This is a genomic window from Brevundimonas sp. AVps7 (genome assembly GCF_058681545.1).
Window position 1 is genome coordinate 323,742 of record NZ_CM178742.1, and the last position, 15,750, is coordinate 339,491.

The window sequence follows — 15,750 nt, forward strand, 5'->3', positions numbered from 1 at the left end:
CGGCGGCGGCGCGGCAGGGTCGCTGAGAAGCACCTGAAACTCGCCGGTGTCCGGGTTGCGTTGGACTCCACGAAGGAGGCCGGCGAACACGACCGCGACGTCCGGAGGAACGGGTGGGGGCGGCGGCGGAGGTGGCGGAGGCGGCGGTGGCGGAGGGGGCGGGGTCGGATCAGCTCTCAAGGTTCTAAGAAAGCGGACGGCCTCCACCGTGCTGTCGCCGGGTCGCAGGGTCAGACGGGATTGGGCACCGGCCCCCCTGACGACCGCCGGCGGCTCTTCCAGCTGCGGAGGAAAGGTCCAGCCAAACGGCAGAGCGACGGCAAGCAACACCAGGGCGGCGATGATCAATCCACGGATCATTGCGGAGCCCCTTCGGGAACACTCACGGGGAAGGCGAGGCCAAGGCGAATGCGTCCGCGAGGGGGTCTGAACTCATTGTCCGCAAGCACCTGGAGCGACTGCTCCACGTCGAAACTGAAGGTGCGGACCCGGAAGCCCGTTTGAAGCTGGCTGAGCTCGTCCAGGAAGGCGAACGTCGAGGTCCAGTTCAGATCGGTTTCCACCTCCGCAGTCATCCATTGCGTCGGGCCGATCTCTTCAAGTTCTTTGTCGGTTGTGATGCGCGGGTTCACCAGCCGGGCACGGGTCGCCGCATCCAGAAGCAGGCTTTCCACCCGAACCTGAGCGACTGAGGCGTTGGAGGTCTCCAGCCCCCATTGACGCATGTCCTCAATGGCGGCCTGATCCGGGGCCCCCTGAGAAATCCGGGTCGCATTCGAGCGGGCGAACCGTGCCGATGCCCTGGCGGCCAACGCATCGGCGTAGAGCTCCTGTTGCCGGGCCTGGAAATCGAGCGCCGAAACCGCACCGAACAGCAGGCCGCCGACCATCAGGCCCGCGAGCAGAATCCGCTCGCGAGGCGTCGTCCGCGCCAGTCGGACCTGTAACTGGCTGACCGAGGGACCGACGGATTTGAAAAGGACGCGATAGGGTGTCAGGGGCGCGTCTCGACTTTCGTGGCGGGCGAAATTAGGCAGCCGATCATCGACCACCCTGACGGGTTGGGATATAGCAACCTCCCAGCCGACGCAAAAGCCGCAACCACCCATGATCGCTTCACATTCCGCCGAAACACGCCGCATGTCCCCAAAGGGGCGTGAACGGGGTCGTGACGGCTACAGTCTCCTGGAAATCCTGGTCGTCCTCGCCATTATTGCGCTGATCGCTGCGGTCGTGGGACCACGACTGTTCGCACAGCTGGATCGCTCCAAGGCGACGACGTCACGGCTTCAGATTCGTTCGCTTGAAGCGGCTCTCGAAACCATGCGGCTGGATATCGGTCGCCTGCCTACGGATGAGGAAGGCCTGCAACTGCTTGTTCAGGCCGATCCTGCCCAGGTTCCCGGCTGGTCGGGTCCCTATCTCGACAAGGCCCTGCCGTCGGACCCTTGGGCCCGGCCATACATCTATGTAGCGCCTTCGGCGGATGCGACGGGCGCTCCGGGGGCTCCGGATGCCCGGGCGCGCGTCCTTAGCTATGGCGGAGACGGCCAGGAGGGTGGGGAGGGCGTCAACGCCGATGTCTCGTCTGACCCTGCGGCATAATCCCGGCCGATCAGGCTTCTCGCTGCTGGAAATTCTGGTGGTGCTGGCGATTTTCGGGATCGCCACCGCCATCATCATGCCGAGCACCGCCCGGATGCTTGATCAGGCGATGTCGCATGCTGTCTTCTTCGAGTTCCAGCGCCAGGTGTCTGATCTGCGCCGCGAGGCCAGCCGAACCGGAGTCGCGATCCGCGTCACGGAGCCCCAGCAGGTCGTGGCCGGCTCCGAGACCCCGGACCGGATCCTGACCCTTCGCGAGCCGTGGCGTTATACAATGGCCCCGGCCCTGGACATTGCCGAAGGCGGCGCCTGTTCGCCGACCTCGGCAAACCTGATCCGCGACGACACAGTGATCATGACCTTGAGATCTTCGGGCTCCGGCTGCCGGTTTATCCGGTTGCTCCCACCGGCGCGGCGGACGCCCGGACCTTCATCGCGATGATCAGGGTCTGGGTGGCCGCCTCGGTTCGGGGTTCAACGTCGTAAAAATACCCCGAGGTTTCGAACTCTCCGACAAGCTCCTCGATCGTCTCGATCGCCGAGTAGGGAATCTTGATCGTCAGGGTTTCGGCATCGGTTTCAAGCCCCATCGGTTCGATATCGTACAGCGCCACGATGCCGAGCGCCGCGCCCGCTGCGGTCAAGGGATTTGTCTGGCGCTCGATCTCGGCATAGGCGGCCAGAAGACGGCGATCCGCCTCCTGGGTCTGGGCATTGGCGGCCGCTGGCATGCTGGCCTGGAGTGTCTGGATCTCGCGATCAAGCTCGCGTCGGTCGTCGGCAAGCCGCAGACCTTGCCCCAGCAGGAAAAGGCTGGCCAGCGCCATGCCGAACGCCACCGCGAGTCCGGCCGCGATTGCGGCCTGTCTGGGCGACATCTCAACGCCAGAAAACGCGAAAGCTTCGCCGTCGTCGGCGATGGGCAGGATGACAGGTGTCGGCGGCGTTGTCGGAGCGTCCGAGCCGTCGCGCTGTAGCCGGGCGAACGCCATCCAACTGGCCGGATCAAACGGTTGGGATCGCCAGCTGGACGCCAACAGCCGGCCGCCCCGCCAGAGCTGCCCCTCGAACCCCTTCGCCTGCCGAACAATCCGCCAGCCCTCGGCGGCGGGCTGGGCCAGGGTTTCGGGACGAACCACTGACGGAGAGCCCGAGTCCTTGGGGATCAGGGCGGCGACGCGCTCCAGATCCCACCACCAGACCCCGAAGTCGGACCCTGCCGGCACGATGATCATCCCTGCAGCCACATAGGGCGACGCCGTTCTGGCGAAAAGCATCGCCGCTGGCCGCCTGCGGCCGCGAGGCAGGTTCTGGGTCTCGAACAGCTGAAACGTGCACAGGTCTCTGGCCAGCAGCATCACCCTCGGGCGCAGGCGCCCGAGGCTCCCGCCCTCGTGAACGAGCTCGATCTTGCCGTCGGAAGTGACGCGTTCAGCGGACGGCGTAAGGAAAGGGAGTCGCATTCGTGGTGTCCGCAACGGTTCTTCGAGCCGATTCCATAATGTCCGTCTGATCGAGCCAGATCGGCTGTTCGGCGTTGGTGGGCGTGATGGTGAGCCGGCCTCTGTAGACCCAGGGCGAACGTCCGTCGCTCAAGGTGAACAGGATTCTGCCGGAAGGAAACGTGTAGAATGTTTCGCCGTCAGCGACCAGCGCAGCGCCTGCTGCGGCCCCGAAGCTCGAAAGGCTCGTGAACGGCACATCGCGACGTCTTTCAATCGCTCTATCGGCCTGCTGGCGAGTGAGACCAAACCAGACCTCCAGTGTCGCCGCCGAGGCAGTATTGATGTTGTAGGTGCCCTGGGTTTGATCGGCAGCGATCTCTCGGCGCAACGCCCGCCATCTAGGTGCTGATACGGAAGTCCTGACACCCAGCACTGAAAGCCATTCCGCTGGGTGACGAAGTGGACGGTTCGCCGGACCGGATGCGCCATAGCTCGCCCGCTCGCCGCCATTCTGGTTTTCCAGGTCATCGGTGTCGGTGTAGTCCATGAGCCGCGGCCTCAGCCCCTGAAGCTCTGATCTGCCCATGCCCAATCTTTCGCCCAGCTTGTCCAGTTGATCCGGGTTCAACTGGGGCAGGTTCAGCATGCCTGCCTGGTCGCGCAGCGAGATTGTCATCGGTCCCTGCAGATCGGTAGTGTAGATTTCTCCATCCAGGAGTACTTCAGCCGGGCTTGCTGCAGATTTGAAGCCGCTGGCGGGAGCGGAGCCGAATTGGTCATCATAGTTTCGTGGAGAACCGACCGCGATGGCCCGCGGGGTGAAAGGCTCGGTGACCGCGAGATAGGCCACTGTGGCTTCGAGGGTCAGCGCTCTCTGCAGGAAGCCTACACGGGCCCGCGCCGACGCGGCTTCGGCGGTGAGGCTTGCGAGAGCCGTTATGGCGACCATAAACACAAGGGTAACGACGCCGGTGACCGTCAGCACGGCCGGCAGGGCGAAACCGGCCCGTCGATCAGAAGTTGAGGTCATCGCGCACCCATTTGCCAGGCTGACCCGACGACGCCATTTCAATCACATCGGTTACCGGAGCCGCCTCGAAACGGATGTAGACGGACTGGGACTTCGCTCCTTCTTCCGAGCGAACGGGCGCGCGACGGTTTTCGTAGGTCGGCGTCCAGGTGGCGGCATCGCGTGAATAGGTGAACGTCGCGGGCGTCGCTCCGAGTTCGAAAAGCACTGCTGTATGGTTCCCCGCCCGGCAGGTCAGCACACGGCGCGGGCCCTGCCCCTCGATGGACAGAATAAGGCGACCTGCCCAACCTTGCGGCGCGCACTGGGTGGCGCGTTCCACGACGGCAGAGCCTTCCAGACGGCCGGCGGCGCCGATCAGCGGTTCGTCCACACCCTCGACGAACATGTCGACGGGCCTGATCTCATAGCTGCGGAGCAGTGTGCGCAGGTCGCTGACCGCGAGGTCCAGATCCGCAGCGGACATGGCGCGACGCCCGAGGCCGAAGCCTGTATCTCCGGCTTTCACGCCGATCGAGAATATGATGGCGAGGGCCATGCCGCTGATCGCGAGCACGACCAAGGCTTCCACGATCGAGAACCCGGCCCGGGGAGTATGCTCCATCCGCGCAGGATAACCTCTGCCCCGCCGCCGTCCCAAGGCTTTTGCGCAGCAAGGTGTGTTTCGGCGCAGCTTGGACATGATCGGCGGGTCTGCTAGGTCAGAAGCGAAACCGGGGGAGCGCAGATTGCGCCTATTCGTTTGCATTATCTGGGGATTGGCGCTGGTCCTGTGCGTGGCGATGATCACGGCCGGATCGGCCGCAGCCTATCAGGCGTCCGGATCGAACGACGCCCAGAGACAGCGACTGAACGAGCGGCTGGCGCAGATGGTTCAGGATGGGCGGAACCGGCTGCCGGAAGCTCCATCCGCGACGCCAGCGCGCGCGTCGATTTCGGACGACCGATCACGGGCGAACCCCATCCGGCGATCGGTGCGCCGCGGCTACCGGGCGCCGCGCCTGGATCTTTCGACACCGCCCCTCATTCCCGCCAGCGACGTCGAATGCCTGACCCAGGCCATCTACTACGAGGCCAGGAACGAGAGTGAGGAGGGGCAGGCCGCTGTCGCCGAGGTGGTCATGAACCGCTCGCGCGCCGCGGGCTATCCCCCGCGCGTCTGCGAGGTCGTCTATCAACGCAACAGCCGAACCTGCCAGTTCACCTTCACCTGCGACGGCTCGATCGGCCGCAGCCCCGTGAATGCCGAGGTCTGGGCGAGAGCGGAAACGATCGCGCGGGAGGTCTACGAGGGCCGGCGCGAGAGCCTGCTTCCGCGCAGCTCCGTCAACTACCACGCTAACTATGTCCGTCCGTCCTGGGCGTCTCGCCTGGAACAGGTTCGGCAGATCGGGGCGCACATTTTCTACGGCGAGTCCCTGACAGGCGCGCCGCAGCCCGGTGCGGCGGCTGTGGAGGAACCTCGCCAGACCGGCGGGCTCGTCTTCACTCGCAACACCGCGCTGGACGAGGCCTATGCCCGGGCCACGCAGCAGCCCGGCGGCTGACGCTCAAGCGGCGTGCCCCATCGGGGGTCTCGTGAGAGCCGTCGCCAGTTTCGCGATCACGCCCCCCTCATGGTCTGCGCCGACCGCAATCGTCGTGACAGCCAGGCTTGCATACGCCGCCATGCTGAGGGCGTCGGTCGTTCCGGAGCCGGAGCGCGCCAGCGCGTGAGCCGCGCCGAGAGGTCTGCGCTTGTCGGGTCCTGCGCAATCGCCGCTTCGACTACGGCCATGGCTTCATTCTCAGCCTCGCCTCGCCAAAGGATGTCAGCGGCCCAGACCTGGAATCTGGACATGTGCGGCGCCAACGCCGCCACCTGCCTTGCGATGTCGCAAGCATCTTCGATCTGCCCCGCGGCGACCAGGGCGTCTCCATACGGGATGAGATAGTCGGGCTTGGGGCCGGTCACGGAGAGCAGATGCCTGTGATGTTCAAGCGCTTCGTCATGAAAGCCCTGCTGTGAGAGCAGCGCGGCCAGGCTGGACAGGGCATGCCCGTTTGCCGGGCCCAGGTCTACCGCCCTGCGAGCAAGCGCCAGGGCCATCCGCGGCCTCGTCGCCGGCTGCCGACGGGCTAACTCCCCGAAGTAATTCGCGCTCGTCCGTCGCCGGCTTCTGGCTTCCCGCTCGGTCGCCGGGCCGTCGATCGTTCCGTCCAGCACCTCGAAGCCGAGGGAGCGCAGCATGCCGATCTCGTCCAGATAGACGGCGACGGGGTGAGCCGTCCGTGGCAACCGGATCGCAATGGTCTCGATGTCCTGACCGATGCGGTCGCCATGCCAGCCATCCAGGCCTGTCGAGTCATAGATGACCACGGGTTTGACGGATGAGCGGATGGGGCCGTCGATGTCTTCGCGCCACTCGATGCGGCGGGCGTCCTCCTGCCAGCGAGTCTCGTGCGACGCCTTTGCGGGATCAAGAGAGTATTGTGGTGAGAAGGCGAGGGCGGCCGTCGCTCCGACGGCGTCGGCGAAGCGAACGGCGGCATACCCGCCCATGCTGGACCCATAGGTCATGACGCGATCGGCGCCGGACACGGCGTCCTTCACGAGCGCCAGGGCCTCCGACATTTCCGGATACTGGTACCAGTCGTCGCCGATTCCCAGGACGTGAATGGCCGAGAGACCATAGGATCTCAGGAACACTTCTCCGAAGCCGTGGCGGTCGAAACCCGGGCCCAGACCATAGTTGTCGAATGTAACGACCCAGCGAGAAATGTCTTCTGTCGGGACGCTGCGAACGAGGACATTGGCGCTGCGAAAAAGCTCGCTCATTCCGTCTCTTTGCCCTGACCCTTGGTCGAGATTCAACCCCACGCGAGACACGGATCGGTCGGTGACTTGTCTAGCCCCGGACGCGGAGGCTAGGGTCCGCCGCCCTGCCATCCGGACGCCTTCATGACCTTGCTCAAGCGACTCGCCCGCGCCCGCCGCGCTTTTTTCCGCGAGGAGAACGGAAGTGGGGCGGACCGTCAGGAGCAGCGCGTCGACCCATCCGCCGGAACCCGGTATTTCTACCTCACCCCTGACCTCGCCCTGACGCGTCAGGCGAACGGGTTACTGCTCTACGTCGATCCCCAGGATGAGACGATGAGCGCCCATCTGATCGGCTACGGTTATTGGGAGCCGAACGTCTATGCAGTCATCTCAGCCCTGATCTCGCCGAATGACGTGGTGATCGAGGTCGGCGCCAATGTCGGCTACTACACCGTCGCCATGGGCGTGATGGTGGGCTCCGGCGGAAGGGTGCACAGTTTCGAGGCCAATCCGCGCCTCGCGGGGATGGTTGAACGTTCAGCCTACATCAATGGTCTGAAGGATTGGGTGACGGTCCATGCCAAGGCAGTTCTCGACGCTCCCGGTTCGATCCGGTTCGAACGCTCGCGCAAACGCTCGGGTTGGGGTCATGTGACCCAATGGACGCAAAAGGCTTTCGATGACTCCGAGGTCCTGGAGGTCGAAGCCACGACGCTGGATTCGCTGGCGCTTGCCCGCGTCGATCTGATCCGTCTGGATGCAGAGGGCAGCGAAGCCTTCATTCTTCGCGGGGCCGCGGCGTTGCTCGCAGCAAATCCCGAAATCATTATCTGCATGGAATGGGATCCCATCCAGATGGGCGGGAGAACCGATCTGCCGGCCTTCGTGTCGTGGCTGGGCGACCAGGGGTTCCGGTTCTGGCGGATCGCCGCCGATTCCAGGCTTGGCGAGATTCCAATCGATGAAGCCGCTGCGCTCGACACCTGCGATGTGGTCATCTCGCGGCGACAGCCTGCGAATGGAGCGGGCTCTACCGCCTGAGCAAGCCCAGACCCGTCGTGATCTAGGCTGCCGTCCGTACCGGTTCTTCTGATGCAACAGTCCGGCTGACGGTTATTCCCTGAAACAGGAGCGCGCCTGTGAAGGACCCTTCCAACAGGATCAGTCGGATCTCGGCGACATCAACGTCCGTCCAGTCGAAGTCCAGCGAGAGCTCGTAGAGCCCTGCCTTGCCGGGCGTTACGTACTCGCTGATCGTCGCCGTGCGAGTTCCCCAGTCAAGACGATACTGGTGCTTGGCGGCCTCCTGATCGACGCCGAACCGGATACAGGCGCGCCAGAGACCCGTCGGCATGGACAGATACGGACCGTGCACCAGCATTCGAGGCCGGCCAGTGATATCCAGCATGCCTTGACTAGCCGCGTCCCTGGATCCTTTCGGACAATAGCTGAACAGTGGCTCGGCCCACTGGATGACGTCGTGTTGATCAGCGGCCACGTCACGATAGAGCTTGAAGGCGGCGGCGAGCATCGGGTCCTTCGAGAACTCCGCCCGCGACACCGGCGGCGTCAGCTTCAAGGCGTCGAACAGAACGATCTCGCGCGGCCTGGCGGCGAGTTCGGCGGCGGTCACGACGCGATGATCCGGGGCCAGCGACAGTGCGCGGGCCAGCAACACAGAGGCGTGCCAGTTGCTTTCCGGCGCTACGAGGCCGTGAAGCTCCGCTACTGCGGAGGGAGCGCTCTCGGGCTCAGCGACGATCGCAGCAATCCTGCCAGCGCCTGCCGCGAGCGCATGCTGCGCGTCATCGGTGACGATCAGTCGCAGACGTCCGTCGTCGACGGCGCCGTCCTCATGTTCTGAAATCAGAAGCCATCCGGCCAGGTTCGCCGCCGTTCGTGCCGCCTCCAGCCAGCCCTGATGATCCACCGACGGCGTCAGGATCAGCCAGAAGGCATCGGTCACGACGGGCTCGAGAGGCTCGTCCATCAAGCCGCCCTGAGCCAAGTGTAGACCTCGAGCGCCTCGGCGACGTCATCGAACATTTTCGCCTTGCCGCTTTCGATGATCAGCGCGCGATCACAATGCTGGGCGATCAGGTGGGTATCGTGGGACGCCATCATGAACGATCGATGCGCCCGACGTTCGAACAATTCTTCCTGGCACTTCTGCTGAAAGCGGGCGTCGCCCACGGCCACCAGCTCGTCGATCAGATAGCAGTCAAACTCGATCGCCAGCGAAAGCCCGAATGCGAGGCGTGCACGCATGCCGGAGGAGTAATGTTTGACGGGCTGTTTCAGCGCGGCGCCGAGTTCGGCGAAGTCGTCGACGCGCTGCAACGTCTCTCGGTAGTCTCGCCCATAGATGCGAGCCAGAAAGCGGATGTTGTCGAGGCCAGACAGACTGCCCTGGAAACCGCCGCCGAACCCGATTGGCCAGGACGAGGACATCCGCCAGCGGATGCGTCCCTCCGTCTCCGACAGGATCCCGCCCAGCATCTTGATCAGGGTGGACTTGCCCTGACCGTTTCGTCCCAGGATCGCCAGGCGGCCGCCACGTACGAGCTCGAAGCTCAAGCCCGTGAACAGCGGCTTGCGCGCGCCGTGGTAAGTCATGCCCAGGTCTTGGACGATAAGGCCCAGGGGCTCGGCGGTCTCCTCCATGGAGGGCGCTCCTAGTCCTGACGGTGCTCGCGCACCCCCGCCCAGAGTAGCCAACCGACACCATAGGCGAGCAGCGACGATGCAAAGACGGTCAGCAAGGCCATCCAGCGCTTGGGCTGGGCCGGTTCATCAGGGAGGCTGGGTGTCACGACCCGGTCCAGATAGAGCTTCTGGCGTCGGGCTTCCTGTTCAGCGGAGATCACCGCAGCCGTAGCCTGCGTCAACTCGCGATCCGCAAGTTCGCGCGCCAAGGCCAGGTCCTCGTAGACGCTGATCTTGGTGGCGAGAGAGCCGGAAGCGCCGGCGATCCTCGTGCGTTCGGCGTCAATCTGGGCCTGATAGGCGCGAATGCGAGCGTCGTAGGTCGGCAACTGGGGGCTGTTTGGCGCTTCCGATGCGACTTGAGCCCGCTCGGCGCGAAGACCGGCGACCTGAGCCTGCAATACTCCGGTCAGCTGGGAGCTTTCGCGGGTTGAGATTTCCGGATCGATGAACTGCTCGCGGTTACGGAAGGCTGTCAGCTGTTGCTGGGCGCCGGTCAGCCGAGCGCGGGCCTCTTCCCGAGCCTGCTGGGCCTGTGCAACGGCGTCCGCCGACGACCGCTCGTTCATCCGGTTGATCAGTTGCTCGCCACCCGCCAGCAGGGCTTCGGTCATGGCCTGGGCGTCGCGGGCGCGGAAGGCCTCGACGCGAAGCGTGGAAATGCCGGTGGTCGAGTCGTAGCCGACGGTGACGAAACGCTGGAAGCCCTTGTACAGCCCTTCGGCGGACCGGTCCTCCCAAGGTCGGGGGTAGCGGGAGAAGGCGTCCGCGCCTTGCGGAGCCAGGATGGCGGCGATGTCATAGCGTCGGGACAGCTCCGTCAGGCTGTCTCTGGAGCTGATGTATTCGTGCACCGCGAAGGCGTCTGTCTGCGTGGGCGCAAGGCCGACGCCCTGTAGCGCCACACCGATGGAAGAGGGCGTGCTCGATCCGGCGGACCGCACGATAAATCGCGCCTCCGAAACGTAGCGGGGCGAGGCGATCATCAGGAAATAGATGGCCGCGAGAAGCGTCGGCAAAACAACGACGAAGATGGCCGCCACCGGAATGCGCCGCCACCAGGCCGGTCGATCGCGCTCGAACGTGAGCAGCTTCGGGATCGGCCCGATATAGTTAAGCTTGTTGTCGGTCATTCAATGACAATCCGGTTCTTGGCGCCGCCCAGAAGGATCATGGCGAAAAGCAGCATGACCGCTCCTGAGAAGAGCGCATAATCGGCGTGGTAATAGGTGTCCACGAACTCTCCGAACACCCCTGCCCGAACCATCTCGATAGCGTTCGGGAACGGCACCCAAAGAAAAGCTTCGCGGTATTGGGCTGGCATCCATCCGACCATGAGGAAGGCCCCGGAGAGTGGGATCATGGCATAGCCGAGGAATGGCACGAGGCGCTCCATGATTTCGAAGCGCAGGGCCAGGCCCGCGAACACCATCGCCAGCCCGAACCCTGTCCAACCGACCAGAAGCCAGCCTGAGTAGAGTAACAGGTAGTCCGCCGGCAAGCTCACCTGTCCCAGGGCCAGCAAGACGCCGTAGAGGACAACGAATGCGGCCGTGCCGCCTGCGAATTCCATCACATTTCTGGCGATGAAGATGTGCATGATGCCGACTTGCCGGTGGTACATCAGGCCGATGTTGGCGCTCAGCGCCCCCATGCTGAAGCCGATCATGTGGCGAAAGATCAGCAGCGACATATACCCAGTCATGACGAATGGGCCGAGCCGCACGCCGTGTTCATATTCCGGCTTGAGCACGCTCCACATAACCAGCACGCCGCCGCAGAACAAAAGCGGCTCGCCGACGACCCACAGGAACCCGAGGCCCTCGCGGCCGAAACGCGTGGTCATCTCGCGCATCAGAAGGGCGCCGATGATCCTGAAGTGCCGGCTCAAGGGAAAAACTCATCTCTGTGGAACGCGTGTCATGCAGGCTTTGCAACCTGCCTGGCCACAGCTACGGGCCGGTTCCGGCTCACGTTTCGGCTGACCTGCAGGAGACGACGCGCCCGGCCGGAACATACGCGGACGCGTGGTGATCGCAAGCGGCCAGATTCAGCTGTGATCGAACACCGCGCCGAAATCGGTCTGGGCGCTTTCGAAGTCGGGCGGGCGGCCGATGTCCAGCCAGTATTCGTGGATCGGATAGGCGCCGACCATCTCTCCGTCGGACGCGAGGCTGGCCAGCAGTTCGGGCATGTCGTAGGGCCCCTGCGACGGGATGCGCGACAGGACCGATCCGTCGAGGCAATAGACGCCGGCGTTGGCCAGCCAGCGGAAGGTGGGCTTCTCGCGCAGGGCCGTCATCCGCACGCCGTCCACCTCGGCCACCCCGTGGGGCGCCTGGAACTGGTGTTCGCGCAGGCACAGGGTGGCCAGGGCGCCGTGTTCCTCGTGGAAGTCGATCAGGCCGCCGAAGGCCATCCGTGTCAGGACGTCGCCGTTCATCACCAGCATCGGGCTGGTGATCGGATCGCGGACCAGAGACAGGGCGCCGGCCGTCCCGCGCGGGTGGTCTTCGCGCAGATACTCGATCTCGATGCCCATCGAGGCGCCGTCGCCGAAATGATCCTCGATCATCTCGGCCAGATAGTTCACGGCCAGCCGGAACCGGCCGAAGCCCTGGGCCCTCAGCCGCTCTATGATGGTCTCGAGCAGGGGGCGGCCGGCGACCTTCAGCATCGGCTTCGGACAGGTCTGGGTCAGGGGCGCCAGCCGGACCCCCCGCCCGCCGGCCATGATGACCACCAGATTGTCCCTCGCACGCGGGCTGCCGACCGTATCGGGATAGAGACCCACGACCCGGCCGGACCGGTCGAGCAAAGGCGCCAGGGTGACGCCGCGTTCCTCCAGACGTTGCAGGGCGACGACGTCCGAGCCCTCGACCTGAAGCGCGACCGGCGCCGTGTTCATCACCTCGCGGATCGGCGCGTCCATCGACAGGCGACGCAGCAGGCCGCGGCGGATGTCGCCGTCGGTGACGCTGCCAACCAGTTTGCGGTCCTCGTCGACGACCACGATCAGCTTGCGACGGACCGCATCCAGCCTGGCGATGGCGTCCAGCAGGGGCGCTTCCGGCCCCATCAGGTTTTCGGCGATGTCTCCCGCCGGGGTCACACCGCATACTCCGCCGGACGGTAGAGGGTCGGGTTGTCGCGGATGAAGGCCACGGTCCGCGCCAGCCCCTCCTCGACGCTGATCGAGGGCGTCCAGCCCAGCCGCTCCTTCGCCAGCGACGCATCGGCGTGCAATCGCTCGACCTCACTGGCGGCCGGACGCATGCGCTGGGGATCGGCCTCGACCTCGACCGGCAGGCCGGCTGCGGCTCCGATCATGGCGGGCAGGTCGCCGATGGCGATCTCGCGTCCGCCGCCGGTGTGGATGGTCAGGCCTTCGATCCCGGGGATTGTCGCGGCCCTCAGGAAGGCCTCGACGGTGTCGTCGACGAAGACGAAGTCACGGGTCGGCCGCGTGTCGCCCAGTTTGATCGGCCGACCGGCCAGCAACTGGACCGTGATGGCGGGAATGACGGCGCGGGCGCTCTGGCGCGGGCCGAAGGTGTTGAACGGCCGCAGGGTCACGACCGGGGTCTCGAACGAGCGATGATAGCTTTCGGCCAGCTTGTCCGCAGCGATCTTGGACGCGGAGTAGGGGGACTGGCCCACCAGCGGATGCGCTTCGGTCATCGGCACGACCTGGGCCGAGCCGTAGACCTCGCTGGTCGAGGTGTGGACCAGACGCCGGACGCCCATCTCGCGCACGGCCTGCAGTACATTGAGCGTACCCAGGATATTGGTCCGGACGTAGCTCTCCGGCGCCAGATAGGAATAGGGAATGGCGATCAGTGCGCCGAGGTGGAAGACGATCTCCCGGTCCTTCACCGCATCATAGACGCTGTCGCGGTCGGCCAGGTCGCCGCGCCGGACGTCGATCTGGCCCCGGATCGGCGAGCGGTCCAGCCAGCCGGCCTCCCCGTCGGAAGTGTAGCGAACCAGGGTGCGGACCTCGGCCCCGATCTCGACCAGCCGTTCGCACAGCCGGCTGCCGATGAAGCCGCCGGCGCCGGTGACCAGCACCCGCCGGCCCTTGAGCGTTTGATTGATCGCCTCGACGTCCACGAAAGACCCGCCGTCCGCAAGGACGCGGTCCGGCGGCGTGATTGCGCCCGGACCGTCCGAATCAGAGTCTAAAGGAGCACTACGGGCGCGTCACGGAGACGGACATGATCGGCGAAGGCGTATCCGCCGGGCGGGTTCTGGGCCTGGTCCCCGCCCGCGCCGGATCCCAGGGACTGCCGGGCAAGAACGTTCGTTCGCTGGCAGGCCGACCCATGGTCGCCTGGACGCTGGAGGCCTGTCGCGAGTCCCGGGTGCTGGACCAGGTGGTGGTCTCCACCGACGACGACGCCGTAGCCGCCGTCGCGGCCGAAATGGGATTCCCGCCGCCGTTCCGCCGCCCGGACAGCCTGTCGGGACCGCAGGCCTCGGTCATCGACGCCGTCGCCCATGCGCTGGAGACGATCGGCGGGACCTGGGACTATGTCGTCCTGCTGCAGCCGACGTCGCCACTGCGGCTCGGCGCCGACATCGATGCGGCGGTCCAGCTGTGCCACGTCAGCGGCGCCTCGGCGGTGATCGGGGTCTCGCCGGTGCTGAAGCCCCAGACCTTCTACGGGCGAGTGGGCGACGACGGTCTGTTTCGCCCGGATCAGCCTCGTCCCGACGAGCCGGTGGTCGTGAACGGCGCCGTCTATGTTGGCCGGCCCGACATCCTTCTTGAGCGGCGGACCTTCGTCGGGCCGGATACCCTCGCCCATGTCATGCCGCCCGAACGGGGCTGGGACGTCGACACGGCTTTCGATTTCGCCGTCTGCGAGGCGCTGTGGCCCCATGTCCGGGGCGAAGCGGCCGGACCGCTGGACAGCGTGCGGCGTTAGCGGCCGTCGAGATCGATGAAGGGCTTCCGCGCCAGCCCCTTCAGATCGGTCGCTTCGATGATGGAGACGATCCGCTCGCCGGCATGGCCGTCGCCGAAAAGGGCTGGCTGGCGTTGCGCCATGGCCTGGAAACCGGGCGACAGGGCGCGGGCGATCGCCTCGGCCACCGCTTCGGCCTCGAGCGGACAGTCGATGACGCCCGGTGTCCGCAACCGTCCGGCCTGCCGTTCTCCGACATTGACGACCGGCACGCCCGCAGCCGGCGCCTCCATCATTCCGCTCGACGAATTGCCGATGACGGCGGCGCAGGCGGTCAGGGCTGCGATATAGCCGCGCGCGCCCAGCGATTCCGCGATCCGCACGCGATCAGGCCTGGCGGCGGCGAAGGCTGAGAGGGCTTCCCGGATCGCCCCGGCGCCCGCGTCTGCATTCGGCAGGGTGATGAGGACGGCGCGGTCCTGGACACTCGCCAGACCAGTAAGGAAGGCCTCGATCTGGTCGTCCGGCGACACCTTGCTCAGGGTCTCGGGATGAAAGGTCACGAGCAGGAAGCCGGGCGGCAGGTCCAGGCCGGTCACGGCGGAGGCCTCCGCCGGCGTACTGCGCCCGAAGGCCATCAGGTTGTCGACGCCGGTCGATCCCACGGTGAAGACGCGTCCGGGCGCTTCACCCATCTGCAGCAGGCGACGACGATAAGGCTCGGCGGCGGTGAAATGCAGGGCCGCCAGCTTGGTGATCGCATGGCGGATCGCGTCGTCCACCGCGCCGGCCGTGCGATGGCCGCCCTCCAGGTGCAGGATCGGCAGGCCGAGCGGAACCGCCGCCGCCGCCGCCGCCAGGGCCTCCGTGCGGTCGCCAAGGATCAACACGGCGTCCAGATCCAGCGCCGCATAGGCCTCGGCGCAGCCGGACAGGGTCGCGGCCATGTCCCGCGCCGTGGACAGGCCGTCATCGCCGTCCATGGGCGAGGGAACGCGAGCGGCCGGCCGGCGTCCGTCAGCCTCGATCTCGGAGAGGGTTGCGCCGTGCCGGATCGACAGATGCGCGCCTGCAACGATCAGAAGCGGGCGAATTGTCGCCGAGGCTTCCATCGCGGCGAGCACCGGGCGCAGCAGGCCGTACTCCGCCCGTGTGGCCGTGAAAACGCCTATGCCCGTCGTCGGCCGGATCATCCGTTGATGTTTCCCGTCATGCCACGCGGGCATAGCGGGCTTCGGCACGTCGAGATAGCGG

The 15,750-nt window shown here is 65.7% G+C and carries 17 protein-coding genes; 5 read left to right on the top strand and 12 right to left on the bottom strand.

Annotated elements, in window-relative coordinates; genetic code table 11:
- Positions 1-356: 356 nt before the first annotated feature.
- Positions 357-1,142, bottom strand: a complete 786-nt coding sequence (locus ACW17Y_RS01655; RefSeq protein WP_492037049.1) for a hypothetical protein — start codon at positions 1,140-1,142, stop codon at positions 357-359.
- Here ACW17Y_RS01655 and gspG point away from each other — a divergent pair.
- Together gspG and ACW17Y_RS01665 are read left to right on the top strand one after the other, a co-directional pair.
- Positions 1,141-1,605 (top strand): type II secretion system major pseudopilin GspG, encoded by a 465-nt coding sequence (gene gspG, locus ACW17Y_RS01660; protein WP_492037050.1) that lies wholly within the window; start codon positions 1,141-1,143, stop codon positions 1,603-1,605. The two genes, ACW17Y_RS01655 and gspG, sit on opposite strands and share 2 nt — an antisense overlap.
- Positions 1,580-2,047, top strand: coding sequence for a type II secretion system protein (locus tag ACW17Y_RS01665; protein WP_492037051.1), 468 nt, complete (start codon positions 1,580-1,582; stop codon positions 2,045-2,047). Before gspG ends, ACW17Y_RS01665 begins: the two co-directional genes overlap by 26 nt.
- Here ACW17Y_RS01665 and ACW17Y_RS01670 read toward each other — a convergent pair.
- The 3 genes from ACW17Y_RS01670 to ACW17Y_RS01680 are packed head-to-tail and all read right to left on the bottom strand — an operon-like array spanning position 1,995 to position 4,762.
- Positions 1,995-3,068 (bottom strand): hypothetical protein, encoded by a 1,074-nt coding sequence (locus ACW17Y_RS01670; RefSeq protein ID WP_492037052.1) that lies wholly within the window; start codon positions 3,066-3,068, stop codon positions 1,995-1,997. The genes ACW17Y_RS01665 and ACW17Y_RS01670 overlap by 53 nt on opposite strands.
- Positions 3,037-4,080 carry a hypothetical protein gene (locus ACW17Y_RS01675; RefSeq protein ID WP_492037053.1) on the bottom strand — a complete coding sequence of 348 codons (1,044 nt, stop codon included), beginning with the start codon at positions 4,078-4,080 and terminating at the stop codon, positions 3,037-3,039. Before ACW17Y_RS01675 ends, ACW17Y_RS01670 begins: the two co-directional genes overlap by 32 nt.
- The gene (locus tag ACW17Y_RS01680; protein WP_492037054.1) at positions 4,064-4,762 is read right to left on the bottom strand and encodes a prepilin-type N-terminal cleavage/methylation domain-containing protein; all 699 of its coding nucleotides are present in this window, start codon (positions 4,760-4,762) and stop codon (positions 4,064-4,066) included. Before ACW17Y_RS01680 ends, ACW17Y_RS01675 begins: the two co-directional genes overlap by 17 nt.
- Positions 4,763-4,808: 46 nt before the next feature.
- Here ACW17Y_RS01680 and ACW17Y_RS01685 point away from each other — a divergent pair, with 46 nt between their 5' ends.
- Complete coding sequence (locus ACW17Y_RS01685) at positions 4,809-5,627, top strand: cell wall hydrolase (protein WP_492037055.1); 819 nt, start codon at positions 4,809-4,811, stop codon at positions 5,625-5,627.
- 56 nt (positions 5,628-5,683) lie between these two features.
- Here the strand turns inward: ACW17Y_RS01685 and ACW17Y_RS01690 are convergent, their stop codons facing one another.
- Positions 5,684-6,940 carry an alpha/beta fold hydrolase gene (locus ACW17Y_RS01690; protein ID WP_492037056.1) on the bottom strand — a complete coding sequence of 419 codons (1,257 nt, stop codon included), beginning with the start codon at positions 6,938-6,940 and terminating at the stop codon, positions 5,684-5,686.
- Positions 6,941-7,021: 81 nt separating this feature from the next.
- On the opposite strand from ACW17Y_RS01690, the gene ACW17Y_RS01695 reads away from it, so the two are divergent.
- Positions 7,022-7,921, top strand: coding sequence for an FkbM family methyltransferase (locus ACW17Y_RS01695; RefSeq protein WP_492037057.1), 900 nt, complete (start codon positions 7,022-7,024; stop codon positions 7,919-7,921).
- A 22-nt stretch (positions 7,922-7,943) separates the two neighbouring features.
- Here ACW17Y_RS01695 and ACW17Y_RS01700 read toward each other — a convergent pair whose 3' ends face one another.
- From ACW17Y_RS01700 to ACW17Y_RS01725, 6 genes are all read right to left on the bottom strand, one after another.
- Positions 7,944-8,846 carry a hypothetical protein gene (locus ACW17Y_RS01700; protein WP_492037058.1) on the bottom strand — a complete coding sequence of 301 codons (903 nt, stop codon included), beginning with the start codon at positions 8,844-8,846 and terminating at the stop codon, positions 7,944-7,946.
- A gap of 23 nt (positions 8,847-8,869) precedes the next feature.
- Complete coding sequence (locus ACW17Y_RS01705; protein ID WP_492037059.1) at positions 8,870-9,544, bottom strand: ABC transporter ATP-binding protein; 675 nt, start codon at positions 9,542-9,544, stop codon at positions 8,870-8,872.
- An 11-nt stretch (positions 9,545-9,555) separates the two neighbouring features.
- Positions 9,556-10,719: a KpsE/RkpR family capsule polysaccharide export protein gene (locus tag ACW17Y_RS01710; RefSeq protein WP_492037060.1), complete on the bottom strand. Its 1,164-nt coding sequence runs from the start codon at positions 10,717-10,719 to the stop codon at positions 9,556-9,558.
- Entirely contained in the window at positions 10,716-11,477 is a 762-nt protein-coding gene (locus tag ACW17Y_RS01715) for an ABC transporter permease (RefSeq protein ID WP_492037061.1), read from the bottom strand. Before ACW17Y_RS01715 ends, ACW17Y_RS01710 begins: the two co-directional genes overlap by 4 nt.
- Positions 11,478-11,636: 159 nt before the next feature.
- Entirely contained in the window at positions 11,637-12,698 is a 1,062-nt protein-coding gene (locus tag ACW17Y_RS01720) for a nucleotidyltransferase family protein (protein WP_492037062.1), read from the bottom strand.
- On the bottom strand, positions 12,695-13,699 hold the full coding sequence (locus ACW17Y_RS01725) for a GDP-mannose 4,6-dehydratase (RefSeq protein ID WP_492037063.1): 1,005 nt from the start codon (positions 13,697-13,699) through the stop codon (positions 12,695-12,697). Before ACW17Y_RS01725 ends, ACW17Y_RS01720 begins: the two co-directional genes overlap by 4 nt.
- A gap of 104 nt (positions 13,700-13,803) precedes the next feature.
- On the opposite strand from ACW17Y_RS01725, the gene ACW17Y_RS01730 reads away from it, so the two are divergent.
- Positions 13,804-14,517, top strand: a complete 714-nt coding sequence (locus ACW17Y_RS01730; protein ID WP_492037064.1) for an acylneuraminate cytidylyltransferase family protein — start codon at positions 13,804-13,806, stop codon at positions 14,515-14,517.
- Here the strand turns inward: ACW17Y_RS01730 and neuC are convergent.
- Entirely contained in the window at positions 14,514-15,689 is a 1,176-nt protein-coding gene (neuC, locus tag ACW17Y_RS01735) for a UDP-N-acetylglucosamine 2-epimerase (RefSeq protein WP_492037065.1), read from the bottom strand. The genes ACW17Y_RS01730 and neuC overlap by 4 nt on opposite strands.
- Between the last annotated feature and the right edge of the window lie 61 nt (positions 15,690-15,750).